Source organism: Streptomyces sp. NBC_00028, assembly GCF_045041065.1.
Classification (GTDB): Bacteria; Actinomycetota; Actinomycetes; order Streptomycetales; family Streptomycetaceae; genus Streptomyces.
On the sequence record NZ_CP108293.1, the window covers coordinates 4,088,154 to 4,104,215 of the forward strand.

The following is a 16,062-nucleotide window of genomic DNA, read 5'->3' on the forward strand; positions in this document are numbered from 1 at the left end:
CTTGGCGTCGCACGCAAAGCCGCGTCCTGCGGGAACGCGCGTAGCAGGCATACGCACCCCCGCGCTCGCAACGGCCGCCCTCACCTCCGTGGCCCTGCTCTCCCAGACGGCCACCGCCGCACCCTCGACCGACGACAAGCCGAGCCTGGAGGAAGTCGAGAAGAAGGTCGACGACCTCTACCGGCAGGCGGAGTCGGCGACCGAGAAGTACAACTCGGCGAAGGAGAAGACCGCAACGCAGCGCGAGCAGGTCGACACCCTCCTCGACGACGTCGCCAAGCGCACCCAGAAGCTCAACGAGGCCCGCGAGGAGCTCGGCTCCTTTGCCGCGGCCCAGTACCGCACCGGCGCCTCCGCGCCCGACACCGCGACCTTCCTGCTCGCGGACACCCCGCAGGACTACTTCGACCAGACGCAGCTGATGGGCCGCATGACGGACCGCCAGAAGGTCGCGGTCGACGACTACGTCAGCGCGCAGTCGGCGACGATGAAGAAGCGCCAGGAGGCCACCAAGAGCCTCGAGACGCTCACCGAGTCGCAGAGCGACCTGAAGACCGCCAAGGCGACCGTCCAGCGCAAGCTCTCCGACGCGCGCGAGCTGCTGTCGCAGCTGACCGCCGAGGAGAAGGCGCGGCTCGCGGCGATCGAGAGGAAGAAGCAGGAGGAGGCCGCCCGCAAGGCCGCGGAGCTGGCCGAGCAGCAGAAGGCCGCCGAGCAGAAGGCGGCGCAGGAAGCGGCGGCGACCCAGGAGACGGGGAGCGGCTCGTCCTCGGAGACCTCCACGGACTCCTCCTACGCCACCAAGGCCGACAAGGCGCTCGCCTTCGCCCGCTCCCAGATCGGCAAGCCGTACGTCTGGGGCGCCACCGGCCCCGACTCCTACGACTGCTCCGGCCTCACCCAGGCCGCCTGGAACGCCGCCGGCATCTCCCTCCCCCGCACCACCTACGACCAGGTGAACTTCGGCACCACGGTCTCCCTCGCCAACGCCCGGCCCGGCGACCTGGTCTTCTTCTACGACGATGTCAGCCACGTCGGCATCTACATCGGCAACGGCATGATGATCCACGCGCCGAAGCCGGGGGCGTACGTCCGCGAGGAGTCGATCTACTACGACGGCGAGTCGGCGATCCACAGCGTGGTCCGCCCGGCCTGACGCAGGTCAGTGACCCCCACGGTTCTCTACGCAGGGCCCCGCCCCGGGCTGGGGCTCGGCGTAGACACCGTGCACCTCGGTGGTCAGCTCGTCCGCGGTCACCCGCCCGGACACGCACGCGAGGCCGGTGTAGACGGCGTAGAACCCGTTCCCGACGAAGACCCCGTGCTCCGGTCCGCAGCCGAGGCGCCGGAGCGCCGCCTCGACCCGCTCGTCCCCGTAGACCCCGTACGCCCCCGCCCCGCCTGCCGCCCGGACCTTCTCCAGCTCCTTGCGGATGAGCCCGGCCGAGGCCAGTCCACTGGCCTCGCGTTCGGCGCTGAGGGACGCCTGCATGCGGTAGGCGTGGTTGTCGGCGTAGTTGGGGGGCTGGTCTCCGGCTCCCTCGCCCCGCGAGGCGGTCGCGCTCGGCACGGGCGAGGAGGGCGCGGGCGGGGGCGTCTCGGCGGCCTGGGCGCACTTGGGCGGGGGCGGGTAGGAGGGCGTGGGTGTCGGCGCGGAGGCGGACCGTTCCCCGGCTCGTTCGCTGCCACAGGCGGTCAGGGCGAGCACCGCGAGGGAGGCGAGGACGGCCAGGACGACTGATCGTCGGTAGGACATGTGCCGCAGTCTCCCCACCCCCCTCCCCTCCTGTCATGAGCGCAACTACTCAGTTGCCCTCACCCCGCGCGTTTTTCTCCCCCACGCGCGCGTGCCCCGCTCTCAACCCCCACCCCGCTCCATAGCATCACCCCATGCCCGATACACCCCATACCTCCCCCCTCCGTACCTGGTGGGCGCAGCGGCCGCCCGCCGCGGGCTCCGCGGTGATGGCGACCGGCATCCTGTCGGTCGGTCTCCATCTGACGGGGTACGAGGTGGTGTCCCGCGTCGCGCTGGCGCTGGCGAGCGTGGCCTGGGTGGCGCTGGCCGCCGACTTCGTCGTACGACTGGTGTGGCAACGGTCGCGGTGGGTGACGGAGGCGCAGACGCCGGGCGCGCTCACGGCTGTCGCGGCGACCACGGTGCTCGGCACCCGCTTCTCCGCGCTCGGCTGGCAGACCCTCGCCGAGGCGCTGCTGGCGCTGTCGGCGCTGCTGTGGCCGGTGCTGATCGTGCTGGTGGTCGGGCACTGGAAGCGGCGGATGCCCGGGGCGGTGTTCCTGGCCTGTGTCGCCACGCAGGGGCTGGCCGTGCTGGGCGCGACGCTGGCCGGGGCGCTGTCGACGTCGTGGCTCGCGCGCGTGGCGCTGGTGCTGTTCTGGCTGGGTCTGGTGGCCTACGGCCTGGCACTGGCCCACTTCGATCTGCGCCAGGTCACGCAGGGCGCCGGGGACCACTGGGTGGCCGGCGGGGCGATGGCCATCTCGGCGCTGGCGGGCTCGAAGCTGATCGCGGCCGACAGCGCGCGCCTGTATCTGTGGAACGACGACGACCGCGGCGTCCTGCGCGCCGTGACCCTCGCTCTGCTCGTCCTCGACCTGTCCTGGTACGTCGTTCTGTTGATCGCCGAGATCGGGTGGCGGCGCCCCCACTACGACGTACGCCGTTGGGCGACCGTGTTCCCGATGGGGATGACGGCGGTGGCGACGCTGTCCGTCGCCACCGCCCTGGAGGTGTCCTGGCTGAGGACGCCCGGCGAGGTGCTGCTGTGGATCGCCGTGGCGGTGTGGCTGGCGGTCGCGGTGGGAGCCGCGGGGGCGGCCCGCGCCGGCGTCGGCGCTCTGCGGACCCCCTGAGCCCCTGACGCCCTCAGCTCCACAGCGTGGCGATGAGGATGTTCACCACGACGAGTGCGGGAACCGCGCTGAACAGCGCCTTGTCCACCCGCTCCTCGTCCCGCTTCACATAGACGAGGCCGAGGATCACGACGAGCACGGCCAGTTTCACGGCGAGCTTGACGCTGTTGAGGGACTGGTCGTCCGCCTTGTTGAGGGCGACCAGGAGCACGCCGGTCCCCAGCATGGCCAGCGCGCCACGGAGCATCAGCGGGTTGAATCGGGCGGTCCCCTGGTTCATCGCCTTCACCTGGGTGAGGTAGCCGCCGAGCAGCACGACTATGCCGACGAAGTGCAGAACGAGGAAGACAGAGATGAGTACGTCCATGGGCCCGGAGCCTATTTCAGGCCCCCTTGAGTAACCCTGGACCGCCCCGTCACCCGCCTCTGGCGGACTTGCATATATGCGCCATAGCACTCGGCGACCCACCCATATCGGGAAATCCGCACTTCGGTCATCACCCCGCGCGAAGTCGGCGGCGAGGCAACGGGCTCGTGGTCGTATCCGGTCAACCGGCGGCCGCCTGGGAGCAGTTCCGCGCAACCCGTTACCCCCACGACACACACAGGTTTAGCGTCCTCCACCAGGTGACCGGCTCCCCACCGCCGCCCGGGCCAGGGGCGGCAGTCGATCACCACCGCCGAGAAGGTCCGGCGGCGGCCCGCTCCCCCTGTGCGGGCCGCCGCCGGACGCGTAAACCGCCCCGGGCGGCCGTACGACGCTCCCCCTGGCGTCGGCGCGGCCGGTGACGGCCCGGGGCGGCCACCACCGGGTCTCCGGTCGAGGCGGTCGTACGAAAGGACGTGCAAGTCCACGTGGCAGCGCACCGCAAGCCCAGACAGCGCTCGGTCGGGGGCAACACGGCCCGCACGGCGGCGACGATCGCCCTCGCGGGCGCGGCGACCGCGACGGGTTTCGACGGGATCGGGCACGCCGAGCCGAATCTGACCCCGGCTCAGGTGAAGGCGAAGGTGGACAAGCTGTACCAGGAGGCGGAGGTCGCCACCGAGAAGTACAACGGCGCGAAGGAGAAGGCGGACGCGGCCGAGGAGCGGCTGAAGACGCTGCGCGACGAGGCGGCCCGCAAGACGGACAAGCTCAACTCGGCGCGGGACGCGCTGGGTTCGATGGCGGCGGCACAGTACCGCGAGGGCGGCCTGGACCCGTCCCTCCAACTGGCCCTGTCCTCCGACCCCGACCACTACCTGGACAGCGCGGAGTTCGTGGACCGCGCGGGCACACGGCAGGCGGCGTCGGTGGCGAGCGTGCGCAGGCAACTACGCGAGATCGAGCAGCTCCGAGGCGCCGCCCACATCGAACTGACCTCCCTCAAGTCCCGCCAGGCGGAGCTGAAGCGGCACAAGAAGACCATCACGGGAAAGCTGGACGCGGCACGCCGCCTGCTGGCCCAGCTCCCGGCGGAGGAACGCGCGACCGACACCCAGCACGCGTCGCGGGGCTCAAGCACGGGCGGCGCCCGGGAAACCCTGACCCCCACCACGGACTCCGCCGCCCAGGCCCCCAACTCCCGTGCAGCAGCGGCAGTTTCCTACGCCTACACCAAACTCGGCAGCCCCTACGTCTGGGGCGCCACCGGCCCCGACGCCTTCGACTGCTCCGGCCTCACCCAGGCGGCATACCGCTCCGCGGGCATCTCCCTCCCCCGCACCACCTACGCCCAGATCGACGCCGGCCGCCGCGTCTCCCGCTCCGAACTCCAGCCGGGCGACCTCGTCTTCTTCTACTCCGCCATCTCCCACGTCGGCATCTACATCGGCAACGGCCAGATGATCCACGCACCGAATCCGACGGCGCCGGTACGGATCGCGCCTATCGATGAGATGCCGTTCGCGGGGGCGACGCGGGTGGTGTGACCAAGCGGACCTCCCTCCGGCTTCGCCGCCTGTACCTTGTCCTCACCGCGTGAGGAGCGAGGTACGCAGGGTGAGGGTCTATCTGTCGTCGACGGTGTCCGACCTGGAGGAGTGCCGGGCGGCGGTACTGGACGCGCTGCGGTCGCTGCCGCTGGACGTCGTCGCCATGGAGAACTACCCGGCCTTCGACGAGCGTCCGGTCGAGAAGTGCCTTTCGGACGTGGCGGATTGTGACGTATACGTGGGCGTCTTCGCTCTCCGCTACGGATACGTGCCCGAGATCGGGCCGCTGAACCCGGACGGCCGGTCGATCACCGAGCTGGAGTACCGCAAGGCCTGCGAGGCGGGCCGCAAGCGGTTGATCTTCCTCTTGAAGCCGGGTGTCCCCTGGCCTACGGATCGCATCGACGGCCAGGAAGGTGCCGACGAAGGTTCCAACGAGCACATCAAGCGGCTGCGTGCCGAACTGTCGAAGGTGCATGGCGTCGGCTGGTTCCGCAACCCCGATCACCTCGCGAGGAAGGTGACGTCGTCCGTCACCGCCCTCTTGCAGCTTGCACCGCCCGCCGAAGCGCCCAGGCCGGTCGCGGAACCACCGCACCCCCGGCGTCTGACCCACGACCTGCATCTCCTGCACGCCCTCAAGGACCAGGACGACGCGGCCGAGCTGGCCGCCGCCGTGCAAGGCATGTGGACCGTCAGCACATCCAGCACGGACCTGCTGGCGACCACTCCGGCCGAGATGGCGGACCTGGACCGCACGGTCACCGCGTCGCGTTCGGTCGGCCTCCTGCTCTCCCCGTCCCTGGCGACCGTCCTCGCCGAGAACCCCGACCGTACCCGCCGGATCCTGGACCTGGCCCGGACGCGCACCGGCGGGACGCTCCTCGGCGTCGTCGCCCCCGGACACGAGGACGCTCCGCCCGACAGCACCGCCTGGGGAATCACCGAGGTCATAGCCGGGTCGCCGTCCCTGCCGTTGCCGAACCGACTGAACGCGACGCTCTCGAGAACCGTCGGGCTGCCCCACCCCGACCAGGAGGTAGGTCTGCCAGTAGTGGTGGTGGCCATGACGGGCGCGGAGGCGGACAGCCTGATCACCACCAAGGCGGGCAAGGTGGCGGACATCGTGCAGCGGCTGGGCCTGACCGCAGAGGCCGTCCGCGCGCGCTACGGGACCACACGTGGGGAATGGAAGCCCTTCGGCGAAGCGGACCGGACCATCGACCAGGTCCTGCGGAAAGCCGTGACCGGCATCAACAGCCCCGACCTGCTCCTGCGGGGCAGAACCATCCGGCTCCAGCCCTACCTTTTCGACGATCTGCTCTCCTACGATCTCGCGCACACGCTCCTCTTCACCGATCTGGCGCGCAACGGATGCCTCGTGGTGGCCGACGAACTCTCCCTCCTCCACCCGGCGTTGGAGCAGACGTTCCTCTCCTCTCCGCTCTACCACGGCGCCCAGGTGTCCCTGATCACCGTCTCCCCGGGCGACCCGGCGGTAGGCACCGCCCACGAACTCATCCGGCGTGAACTGGCCGCCCGCCTCCATCGCGCCGACCACCGCTACGGCGGCGAACTCGACCCTCTCTGCGAGATGAACGTCGCGAGCAGACGCCACTTCGACCGCTGGCTCCGCGTCAGCCTGCCGCAGACCCTGGACGCCTACCGCAACGCCCGGCCCAGCCCGGACAAGGCCCGGCAGCTGCAAGCCGAGCTCGGCGCCCGGCCCTCCCCGGGGATGGCCCGGCTCATCACAGAAGGCGGAACGACGTGATCGTCACCTTCTACTCGTACAAGGGCGGCGTGGGCCGCTCCATGGCCCTGGCCAACATCGCCGACCAGCTGGCCAGAAGCGGTGCGCGCGTCCTGATGGTCGACTTCGACCTCGAAGCCCCGGGCCTGGAGCACTTCTTCCCCATCGACCACCGGCGGGTCAGGGGCCGGGAGGGGCTGCTCGATCTGCTCCTCGCCTTCAAGTACGCCATGTCCGTGGCCGCTTCGGACACCGACGGGGAGGAGGACGCCTTCCGCGACCTCGACCGCTACATCTCCACCGTGTATCCGCGTGGTTCGGACGGCGGCTGTCTGGACCTGATCCCCGCCGGCCTGCGGCAGACGGACGAGCAGATCACCCGTTACGGCGCGGAGTTGCGCCGCTTCGACTGGCAGGACTTTTACTACGTCTGGTCGGGCGAGCTGTTCTTCGAGTGGTTCCGCCGCGTCTGCGCCGAACGCTACGACATCGTCCTCGTCGACAGCCGGACGGGAGTGACGGAACTGGGTGGCGTCTGCGCCTACCAGCTGGCCGACGCCGTGGTCGCCCTCTGCGCTCCCAACCTGCAGAACGTCGAGGGCACGGCATGGATGGTCCGGCACTTCCTCTCTCCCCAGGTCCGATCGGTACGCGGCAACCGCCCGCTGGAGGTCCTGGTGGTCCCGGCACGGGTCGACCAGCAGGACGCCGACCTCCTCGACACCTTCGCGAACCGCTTCCGCGCCGGCTTCGACTCGTTCACCCCGAGCACTCTCACGGCGGCGGGCCTCTCCTTCTGGGACCTACAGGTTCCCTACGTTCCCGGGTGCGCCTTCGAAGAACAGGTCATCACCGACCCCGGCCGCGCGGCCGAGCGACGGGGTCTGGCCAGGGCGTACGAGAACCTGCGCCACGCGATCGCGCTGGTGGCGCCCGAGAACAACGCGGTCGCGGCGCTGCGTTCCGCGCCGGTCGACGAGGGGCAGGGCAGGGGTGCGGCGGAGCCGCTGGAAACCCAGTACGACCCGACGACCCGGTTCGCGTCAGCGGACGTTCTGCTGTCGTTCCACCCCGTCGACAGAGACACGGCCCTCGAGATCCGCGACCTGCTGACCGTACACGGGCTCCGGGTCGCCGACCCGCTGCCGGATCAGTCTCTTCAGGAGGCCGTGCGCGCGAAGGTGAACCTGGTTCTCGTCAGTCCGGGAAGCGAGCAGAGCGCGTACCAGCGCCGCGCACTCGCCTCTCTGACCGTCAGAAGTGATGCGCGCCTGCTGCCAGTGTTGCTGCCCGGAGTCAGCGGCCCGCCAACGGAGTTGGAGAGATACGCCTTCCTCGACTTCCGGAGCGGCCTCGACGCGGACCGGTTGCTGAAGATCGTGCGGGCGGGGCTGCGCCCGCCGGCACCGACTCTCCCGGACCGGGACCGTCTGAACCGGTGCCCGTACCCGGGCCTCAACGCCTTCTCCGAGGCCGAGGCGGACGTGTTCTTCGGCCGGGACAAGGTCCTCCAGGACGTCCTGTCCGCCATGAACCGGTACGGCACGTGCGCGATCACCGGCGGGGCGGGCAGCGGCAAGACGAGCCTGGTGCACGCGGGGTTGTTGCCGGCGCTGCGGGCGGGGAAACTGCCGGGCAGCGAACTCTGGCCGATTGTGACGGTACGTGGCGATCGCGGCGTATCGACCTTGCTGGCCAAGCTGTCCGCGTTGGTGGACGACCCGACGGCCAGTACGGGGTTCCGGCCCGAGGACCTGAACGAGGTGCTCGGCCGGCGATACCAGCACGTGGTCGTCGTACTCGACCACTTCGAGGAAGTACTCACTGAGTCCGACGACACGCAACACGAGGGAACCATCGCCCTGTTGCGGACACTGACCTCCACCCGTGATCCGGTGGTCGTGCCGATCACCGTGCTCCGCGCGGACTTCCTCGTGCAGGCCAGCGAACAGGCACCCTTCCTGGTGGGACGGCCTCTGGTCGTTCCTTCCATGACCGTCGACGAGATGCGGGAGGCAGTGGTTCGGCCCGCCCAGGCTTACGGGCTCCAGTTGGAGCCAGGGCTCACCGACCGTTTGCTCAATGACGTGGGTGGCGAACCGGGCTCTCTGCCACTGCTCCAGTTCACGCTGCGCGAGGTGTGGCAGCGGCGGCGGCAGGGGTACCTCACGCACGAGTCTTACGTCGAGACGGGCGGGGTGCGCAGCAGTCTGACCCGCGCTGCGGAGCAGCTGTTCACCTCATTCTCCGCGGACGACCGGACGCGTGCTCGTGAACTTCTGCTGCGCCTCGTGTCGGTCGATGCCCGTGGCCGACACCCAAGGCTCCTGGTGCCCATGGCAACGCTCGCGGCAAGCGGGACCGCCGCGGTGTGCGAGCAGATGGTCCGCCAGCGACTGTTGGTCATCACGGCCGACGCCCAGGAGGAACCTTGCGTCCAACTTGCCCACGAGGCGCTGGTGGATGCCTGGCCGCGATTCCGGACGTGGATCGATGATGCGAGGTCATTGCTCCTGCTGCGGGAGCAGCTATCCGCTGCCGCCGAGGAGTGGGAGCGCTCCGAACGCCCCGTGTCGGCGCTCCTCGGCGAGCAGGGTCTGACGCTCGTGGGAGAACAAGGGCAAGAGGCACGGCTCGGGCTGGGCCCATTGGCGACGGAGTATCTCGCGGTGTCACGGGCGGACTTCCGGCGAGGGCGCTCCATACGGAACACGATGGTGGTCTTGTTGATCTTGTACAGCGTGGCCTTCTCGTATGTCGCGAGCGCTTCGCTCTACACCGACACCGCGATCCTGGTATCCCAGATCGCGCTGCAGGGGTCCCTGTTGGCGCTCGCAGCCATCCTCCTCCGGAGAACACCACCGAGCAGACGCGAGCGCCGCTCCCTCTTCCTCTGAGCCTGTCTCCACACACTCACGCGCGCTGCGGCGCACGAACGGCGGCACGCATCTGCTCGACCCGGGCCTGCACCTGCAGGATCTGCGCCCAGGTCGGCGCGTGGTCCAGATCCCTGCCCCGGCCACGGCACGCCCGGCAGAGCCCTCCGGGCAACGCCTCCACCCGCCCCGGCACCCCACAGTCGGTGCACTCCATCAGGGGGCGGGGTTCTCGCGCGGGCGTAGGGACGGCACGCTCGGGCGGCATCCGGTCGACCAGCCGACGTCGCAGGAAGGCGCGGGGCGAGTGCACCTGGTCCGGGAGCCCGGCGACCAGTACCTGAGACAACTGGTCCGGCGACGTACCCCGGGCGAGCCATTCACATGCCAGCTCTTCGAGCGCGGCACAGTCGGCGGCGGACAGGGCGAGGCGCGGGTCGCGGAGGCCGAGGCGGGCGAGGGTGTCGTAGGCCTCGGACGGTGGCGGTACGTCGGCCACGACTGCCTTTGTCTCGACCTCGGGCGGCGTCACGTCACCTTCGAGCGTCCCGGCCCACCATTCGTCGTCACGTGCGGGACGTGACCAGAACGTGTGGAACACCCACCGCGTGCCGGTCTCGCCCTCAGCAGGAGGGATACGACGCCGTACGCGCCGCAGGTGCCCCGCGCGCCCGAGTTCGTTCAACGCCGAGCGCACGGCCTGTTGCCCGTAGAGGGGCTGGGCCTTGGCGAGGGTCTTGGCGTCCATCGCGGCGTTCTCGGGGAGCTGGTCGATGAAGCTCGCGAGATAGGCCTCGCGGGGCGGGAGGTGCTGGAAGTCACCGGGTTTCGCCCGCTGTTGGTCTGGGGCGGAGCGTTTGCCGTAGCCGGGCTTGGCCATGGGATGGGCTGCGGGCGCGGGCAGGGCAGCGTTAGAGTTTTCGTAAGCCACGAGATCGGTCCTGATCTTGAGGGCGAGACCCCGGCGGGTGCTGCTAACACCCGACCGGGGTTGTTTGTTGTCGCGAACGCTAGAGGTTCGCGACTGTGCGTCGCAACCTGATCACGAAAAGTCATCTCCGCTGTCATGCGCGGAAGTTGGCGCACATGAGGGGCGGGAGGGTGGGTGGATTCTTTCCGCCCATTCCTTGAAAGAGGAGCTCGGATCTCGACGCCCGAAGCCCGGAGCTCAGGCCTCGCGGGAGGCGTGCGCGATGAACGCGGCCCAGGCGTCTGCGGGAACGTCGAAGCGAGGGCCTTGGGGGCCGAGCTTCGAGTCCCGGACGTGGGTGGTGTGGGGGTGGAGGGCGACTTCGAGGCAGGCGCCGCCCTGGGAGTCGCTGTAGCTGGACTTGACCCACGTCAGCTCAGTCTTCATAGCTCCTGTGCCACCTTCCTGATGAACGCAGCCGACTCCTCAACTCCGAGAGCCTGCATGCGGATCATGCCATGCGCCTGTGCGAGGTCACTGACCTTGTGCGCATCAGCATGAAGTGCGCTGGTCTCCGGACTCTCGACGTAGGCGAAGTGCTCGTGATCAGCCGTCTCCAGCAGAATGAACGACCCGTTGAGCGCGAGGCCCCCGCACTTACCGAACGGCAACACCTGGATGGACACGTTGCGCCGCGCGCCCACCTCGGGCAGATGGAGCAGCTGCTCTCGCATGACCTCCGGCCCGCCGACCCCCGTGCGCAACGCGGCCTCATAGATGACGAAGCCGTACACCGTGCCCGCCCGCCGCCGCAACGCCTCCTGCCTCGCCAACCGCCCCCGAACCCGCTCCTCCACCGTCTCGTCGTCCAAGGGCGGACAGCTCTCGCCGATCAGCGCCGCCGCGTACTCCCGCGTCTGCAACAACCCCGGAACCAGCCCCAGCGAATAGTCGTGCACGGCGATCGCCTCGGCCTCCAACTCCATGTACTCCTGCGACCGCGCAGGAAACGGCTCCGGCTTCAGAAACTCATGCCCCGCCAGCAACTTCCCCCGCGCCCCGCACATCTGGTCGGCCACCTGCAACAACCGCAACGTCGGCCGTCGCCGCCCGCACTCCATCGACTTGACGTACTCGTAGTCGTACCCGGCCTCTTCGGCGAGCGCCTGTCGACCGACGCCCGCCTCCTCGCGCCAGAGCTTGACCTGCCCGCCGCAGTACCGCCAGTTCGGCTGAGTCATCGTTCGCGCCCACCCGTCTCCCGCCGACCCCCGTGTACACGCACCCTCTGTACACACTCCGCCACTCGCCGAGGTTACGCGTCAACCACCAGCCTGATCACGGCAAACGACGGAGAAGCACCCGCACGGAAGAGACGCGCGCATGCCCGAGGAAGCAGTCGAGTGGCAACTGCCCCGCCACCCCCGCAGCGTGGGCCGGTCCCGCGCACGGCTTTGTGAGCAGGCCGCCGACTGGAAACTCCCGGACGACGTCACCGACACAGCCGTGCTGCTGCTCAGCGAGCTGATGACCAACGCCTATCGGCACGCCCAGGTCTCACCCGGCCGCGAGATCCGTACGCGCTGCGCGTTGGAGGATGACGGTCGCCGGCTTCGTGTCTCGGTGACGGACGCGAGCGACACGATGCCGACGTTCCGGAACCCGTCCCCGGAGGACGAGTCGGGGCGCGGCCTGATCCTGGTCACCCTGCTCGCCGACGCATGGGGCACGGAGCCTCGCCCGAACGGTCTCGGCAAGACGATCTGGTTCACGCTCGACCTCGACGCGACTACACCAGCCGCCTCGCCGTCGCCCACCGCGTCAGCTCATGCCGGTTCGACAGCTGCAACTTCCGGAGTACCGCCGACACATGGGACTCCACCGTCTTCACGGAGATGAACAGCTGCTTGGCGATCTCCTTGTAGGCGTAGCCGCGGGCGATCAGTCGCAGTACCTCGCGCTCACGCTGGGTGAGGCGGTCGAGGTCCTCGTCCACCGGGGGCGCGTCCGTCGAGGCGAAGGCGTCGAGGACGAAGCCCGCGAGCCTCGGGGAGAACACCGCGTCGCCGTCCTGGACGCGGAAGATGGAGTCGACCAGGTCCGTGCCGGTGATGGTCTTGGTGACGTAACCCCTCGCTCCGCCTCGGATCACGCCGATCACGTCCTCCGCCGCGTCCGAGACGGACAGCGCCAGGAAGCGGACCGGCTGCTCCGCGTCCGCCATCAACGGGGCGCAGCGGCGCAGTACTTCGACGCCGCCGCCGCCCGGGAGGTGGACGTCGAGGAGGACCACCTCGGGGCGGGTCGCGGTGATGACCGTGACCGCCTGGTCGACGTCGGCGGCCTCGCCCACGACCTCCACGCCGGTCTGCTCGGTCTGGCCGATCTCGGCCTGAACTCCCGTACGGAACATACGGTGGTCGTCGACGAGCACCACTCGCACCCGGCGCTCGCCCGTCACCGTGTCGTTCGCCTCGGTCGGGTCGCTCATCACGTGTTCTCCGCCCTCTCCATCTCCAGTTCGACCTCCGTGCCGCCGCCCGGCACCGCGCGCAGGCGGGCCGTGCCGCCGTGACGCTCCATGCGGCCGATGATCGATTCTCTGACACCCATGCGGTCGGCGGGTATCGATTCCGGGTCGAAGCCGGGACCGCGGTCCCGGACCGACACGAAGACCGTCTTTCCCTCGACCTCGGCGTAGACCTGCACCGCGCCGCCCTCGCCACCGTACTTGGCGGCGTTCACCATCGCCTCGCGCGCGGCCTGCATCTGTGCCCCGATCCGCTCGTCGAGCGGGCAGTCGCCGACGATGACGACCTCCAGGGGGACGCCGTGCTTGTCCTCGACCTCGGCCGCGTTGCGTCGCACCGCCTCGGCGAGGGTGTCGGGTTCGTCGGCCTCGTCCTTGCCGGTGCCCTCGGGTTTGTACAGCCAGGTGCGCAGGTCGCGCTCTTGGGCTCGGGCGAGACGGCGCACCTCGTTCGCGTTCTCCGCGTTGCGCTGGATCAGGGTCAGGGTGTGCAGCACGGAGTCGTGGACGTGGGCGGCGACCTCGGCGCGCTCCTGGGCGCGGATGCGCATCAGGCGCTCCTCGGACAGGTCCTGGGTCATGCGCACGAGATAGGGGCCGGCGAGGAGCGTGATGCCGACCAGGACCGCGAGGGCTGCCTGGAGGACCGAGCCGAGGTGGGCGGCCGAGCCCTGCATCACGAAGATGCCGGACACGCCCGCCGTGACGAGCAGGACACCGCCCGCGGCGCGCAGCAGGCTGAGGGTCCGCCTGCGGCGGCCCACCTCGGCCCAGCGGGCCCTGCGGGCGTTGTCCGCCTGCCGCCAGACCAGGGCGACTCCGGCGCCGACGAGGACGGCGGGCCAGAGATAGGCCTTGGCGCCGGTGCCCACGTTGACGTTGCCCACGAAGACCATGGCCACCACGACCATGAGGAGCAGGGCGACGATCTGGCCCTTGTCCGGTCTGCGGGCGACGAGGCGGCGGCGGCCGTCCGGCGAGGTCTCGGTGGTGACGAAGGACGGGGGTTTCTGCCCGCTCACGCCACCGACGCCGAGCGGCACGAAGAACCAGAACGCGGCGTACAACAGGGCGCCCAGGCCGTCGGCCATGAACAGACCGGCGAAGACGAGCCGCACCCAGATCACGGGCAGCCCGAGATGCCCGGCGAGCCCCCGCGCCACCCCCCCGAGCCAGCGTCCGTCACTGCTGCGGTAGAGCTTGCGCGGCGGCCGCGGTTCGACGAGTGGCGCTGCTGCGGCTGCATCCGGCATGCCATCGATGTTCACACGGCGCGACGGCCCGGGCATCAGGGTCGGCCCCCTAGACTCCCCTGATCTTCGAAACGGGCCGGAGCGGCGAGGCCCTCGAACGTCTCCCCGGCCTCGGGTCAGGGGCGATATCAGGGTCCGGCCAGGGTCATTCCGACTCCCGTCGCGGCAGCTCGCCCGTCACCATGGACACATGACAGATCACCAGCACGCCGCGGACCGGGTGCCCGACGAGGGCCCCTCGTCCGCCGCGCCCTCCGCGACCGCCGCCGGTGAGGAACCGCGCGCACACGAGCGGGTGGGCGCGCACGAGCAGGCGGGCGCGCGGAAAGAACAGCGGGAACCGGGCGCGGCCGGACGACCGGGCAACGCCCGTGAGAGCTCCCGGGTTCCCGGCGGGACGAAGACCGAGACCGACGCCGAGGCGTCCCCTCCGCCCGCCCGGTTCCGCCGCGACCGGCGGCACAAGGTGCTCGCCGGGGTGTGCGCCGGCCTCGGGCGACAGTGCGACATGGACCCGGTGATCTTCCGGATCACGCTCGCCGTGCTCTCCGCGACCGGCGGCATCGGCCTCATCTTCTACGGCTTCGCCTGGCTCTTCGTGCCGTACGAGGACGACGAGGAGAACGAGGTCCGCAAGCTGCTGACCGGCCGTGTCGACGGCCAGGCCCTGGCGGCCGTGCTGTTCGCGCTGGTCGGCTGCGGCGTGTTCCTGACGATGTTGAACAACGGGACGGTGCTGACCTTCGCCGTCATCGTCTCCCTGCTCCTCGCGGGCTCCGGGTACTGGGCGCGGCAGCGCGGCACCCCCGACACCGACCCGCTGGCCGCCCAGGCCGCCGCCGACGCCCCGCCGGAGGCCCAGGCCCCGCCGGTCAGCGCCACGTATCCCTCGTGGTGGCGCGACCCCATCGTCAAGGACGGCACCCACGAGGGCGGCACGGGCTATCTCTGGGGTCCGGGCGACGCCCGCACCCGGGACATCGCGGACGCCATCGACTTCAGCCTGGCCCGTGGCTACGGCCATGTCGGCGCGGACATCCGGGCCGCGCGCCCGCAGCCACCCCGGCAGCGCGGCCCGCGCTGGATCGGCGGCTGGCTCTTCCTGCTCGCCCTCCTCGCGGGCGGTCTCGGTACGGGTCTGACGTGGGAGGAGCACCCGCTCGGCACCAGCCTCCAGACCGGTCTGGCCTGCGCGCTCATCGTTCTGGGCCTCGGCATCATGGCGAGCTCGTTCCTCGGGCGCACGGGGGCGGGCTCGATCTTCCTGGCGGTGCTCACGGCGGGACTGCTCGCCGGGGCGGCCGCCCTGCCGAAGAACATCGGTACGGACTGGGTCCGTGAGAACTGGCGGCCGGCCGCGGTGGCGGACGTCGAGCGGAAGTACGACCTGGGCACCGGCGTCGGCACGCTCGATCTGAGCGGGCTGGACCTCTCCAAGGGGCAGACCCTGGAGACCGAGGTCGAGGTGGGCGTGGGCAAGGTGAAGGTGATCGTGCCGAAGAACGCGACGGTGAAGGTCCATATCGACGTGGGCGTGGGCGACATCCAGCTGCCCGGTGACGACAAGGAGGACGTGGACGTGGAACCGGGCAAGAACAAGGAGGTGACCTTGGCACCGGCCAAGGACGTCAAGGCCTCCGGCACCCTCGACATCGATCTCCAGGTCGGTGTCGGACAGGCGGAGGTGAGCCGTGCTGCGTCATGAGTTCCGGCCCGGAAAGCTGATCGCCGGGTTCTTCCTGGCCCTCGCGGGTGTCATCTACGCCGGTGACGCGGGCGGTGCCTGGGAGACACCGTGGTTCGCGATCATCCCCGTGGTGACGGGCGGCCTGTGCCTGGCGGGCGCGGTGGGGTTCCTGAGCCACTCGATACGCCGCCGGCGCGGAACGGCGGGCAGCACGCCGGGAACACCGGACGCCCCTCCCACGGAGATACCTCGATAGCCGCCG

General features: G+C 70.2%; 15 protein-coding genes. 8 read left to right on the forward strand and 7 right to left on the reverse strand.

Annotated elements, in window-relative coordinates:
* Position 1 precedes the first annotated feature (1 nt).
* Entirely contained in the window at positions 2-1,156 is a 1,155-nt protein-coding gene (locus OG885_RS18025) for an NlpC/P60 family protein (RefSeq protein WP_405732464.1), read from the forward strand.
* Between the two features lie 6 nt (positions 1,157-1,162).
* Here the strand turns inward: OG885_RS18025 and OG885_RS18030 are convergent, their stop codons facing one another.
* Positions 1,163-1,756: a hypothetical protein gene (locus OG885_RS18030; protein ID WP_405732467.1), complete on the reverse strand. Its 594-nt coding sequence runs from the start codon at positions 1,754-1,756 to the stop codon at positions 1,163-1,165.
* Positions 1,757-1,890: 134 nt separating this feature from the next.
* Between OG885_RS18030 and OG885_RS18035 the strand changes: the two genes are divergently transcribed.
* Complete coding sequence (locus OG885_RS18035) at positions 1,891-2,874, forward strand: tellurite resistance/C4-dicarboxylate transporter family protein (protein ID WP_405732470.1); 984 nt, start codon at positions 1,891-1,893, stop codon at positions 2,872-2,874.
* A 13-nt stretch (positions 2,875-2,887) separates the two neighbouring features.
* On the opposite strand, the gene OG885_RS18040 is transcribed toward OG885_RS18035, so the two are convergent.
* Positions 2,888-3,241, reverse strand: a complete 354-nt coding sequence (locus tag OG885_RS18040) for a hypothetical protein (protein ID WP_399949258.1) — start codon at positions 3,239-3,241, stop codon at positions 2,888-2,890.
* Positions 3,242-3,729: 488 nt separating this feature from the next.
* On the opposite strand from OG885_RS18040, the gene OG885_RS18045 reads away from it, so the two are divergent.
* From OG885_RS18045 to OG885_RS18055, 3 genes are all read left to right on the forward strand, one after another.
* Positions 3,730-4,788, forward strand: a complete 1,059-nt coding sequence (locus tag OG885_RS18045; RefSeq protein ID WP_405732474.1) for an NlpC/P60 family protein — start codon at positions 3,730-3,732, stop codon at positions 4,786-4,788.
* Between the two features lie 70 nt (positions 4,789-4,858).
* Entirely contained in the window at positions 4,859-6,565 is a 1,707-nt protein-coding gene (locus OG885_RS18050) for a DUF4062 domain-containing protein (RefSeq protein ID WP_405732476.1), read from the forward strand.
* Complete coding sequence (locus tag OG885_RS18055) at positions 6,562-9,441, forward strand: KGGVGR-motif variant AAA ATPase (RefSeq protein WP_405732479.1); 2,880 nt, start codon at positions 6,562-6,564, stop codon at positions 9,439-9,441. Before OG885_RS18050 ends, OG885_RS18055 begins: the two co-directional genes overlap by 4 nt.
* Positions 9,442-9,457: 16 nt before the next feature.
* Here the strand turns inward: OG885_RS18055 and OG885_RS18060 are convergent, their stop codons facing one another.
* From OG885_RS18060 to OG885_RS18070, 3 genes are all read right to left on the reverse strand, one after another.
* Entirely contained in the window at positions 9,458-10,351 is an 894-nt protein-coding gene (locus OG885_RS18060; RefSeq protein WP_405732482.1) for a hypothetical protein, read from the reverse strand.
* A 237-nt stretch (positions 10,352-10,588) separates the two neighbouring features.
* Positions 10,589-10,777: a DUF397 domain-containing protein gene (locus tag OG885_RS18065; RefSeq protein ID WP_405732485.1), complete on the reverse strand. Its 189-nt coding sequence runs from the start codon at positions 10,775-10,777 to the stop codon at positions 10,589-10,591.
* Positions 10,774-11,571: a helix-turn-helix domain-containing protein gene (locus OG885_RS18070; protein ID WP_405732487.1), complete on the reverse strand. Its 798-nt coding sequence runs from the start codon at positions 11,569-11,571 to the stop codon at positions 10,774-10,776. Before OG885_RS18070 ends, OG885_RS18065 begins: the two co-directional genes overlap by 4 nt.
* A gap of 142 nt (positions 11,572-11,713) precedes the next feature.
* Here OG885_RS18070 and OG885_RS18075 point away from each other — a divergent pair, with 142 nt between their 5' ends.
* Positions 11,714-12,229 carry an ATP-binding protein gene (locus OG885_RS18075; protein WP_405732490.1) on the forward strand — a complete coding sequence of 172 codons (516 nt, stop codon included), beginning with the start codon at positions 11,714-11,716 and terminating at the stop codon, positions 12,227-12,229.
* Here OG885_RS18075 and OG885_RS18080 read toward each other — a convergent pair.
* The gene (locus OG885_RS18080; RefSeq protein ID WP_399949273.1) at positions 12,120-12,821 is read right to left on the reverse strand and encodes a LuxR C-terminal-related transcriptional regulator; all 702 of its coding nucleotides are present in this window, start codon (positions 12,819-12,821) and stop codon (positions 12,120-12,122) included. The genes OG885_RS18075 and OG885_RS18080 overlap by 110 nt on opposite strands.
* Complete coding sequence (locus OG885_RS18085; RefSeq protein ID WP_399949275.1) at positions 12,821-14,149, reverse strand: PspC domain-containing protein; 1,329 nt, start codon at positions 14,147-14,149, stop codon at positions 12,821-12,823. Before OG885_RS18085 ends, OG885_RS18080 begins: the two co-directional genes overlap by 1 nt.
* A gap of 154 nt (positions 14,150-14,303) precedes the next feature.
* On the opposite strand from OG885_RS18085, the gene OG885_RS18090 reads away from it, so the two are divergent.
* Together OG885_RS18090 and OG885_RS18095 are read left to right on the forward strand one after the other, a co-directional pair.
* Entirely contained in the window at positions 14,304-15,818 is a 1,515-nt protein-coding gene (locus OG885_RS18090; RefSeq protein WP_405732494.1) for a PspC domain-containing protein, read from the forward strand.
* Positions 15,805-16,056, forward strand: a complete 252-nt coding sequence (locus OG885_RS18095; protein WP_405732497.1) for a hypothetical protein — start codon at positions 15,805-15,807, stop codon at positions 16,054-16,056. Before OG885_RS18090 ends, OG885_RS18095 begins: the two co-directional genes overlap by 14 nt.
* Positions 16,057-16,062 lie beyond the last annotated feature (6 nt).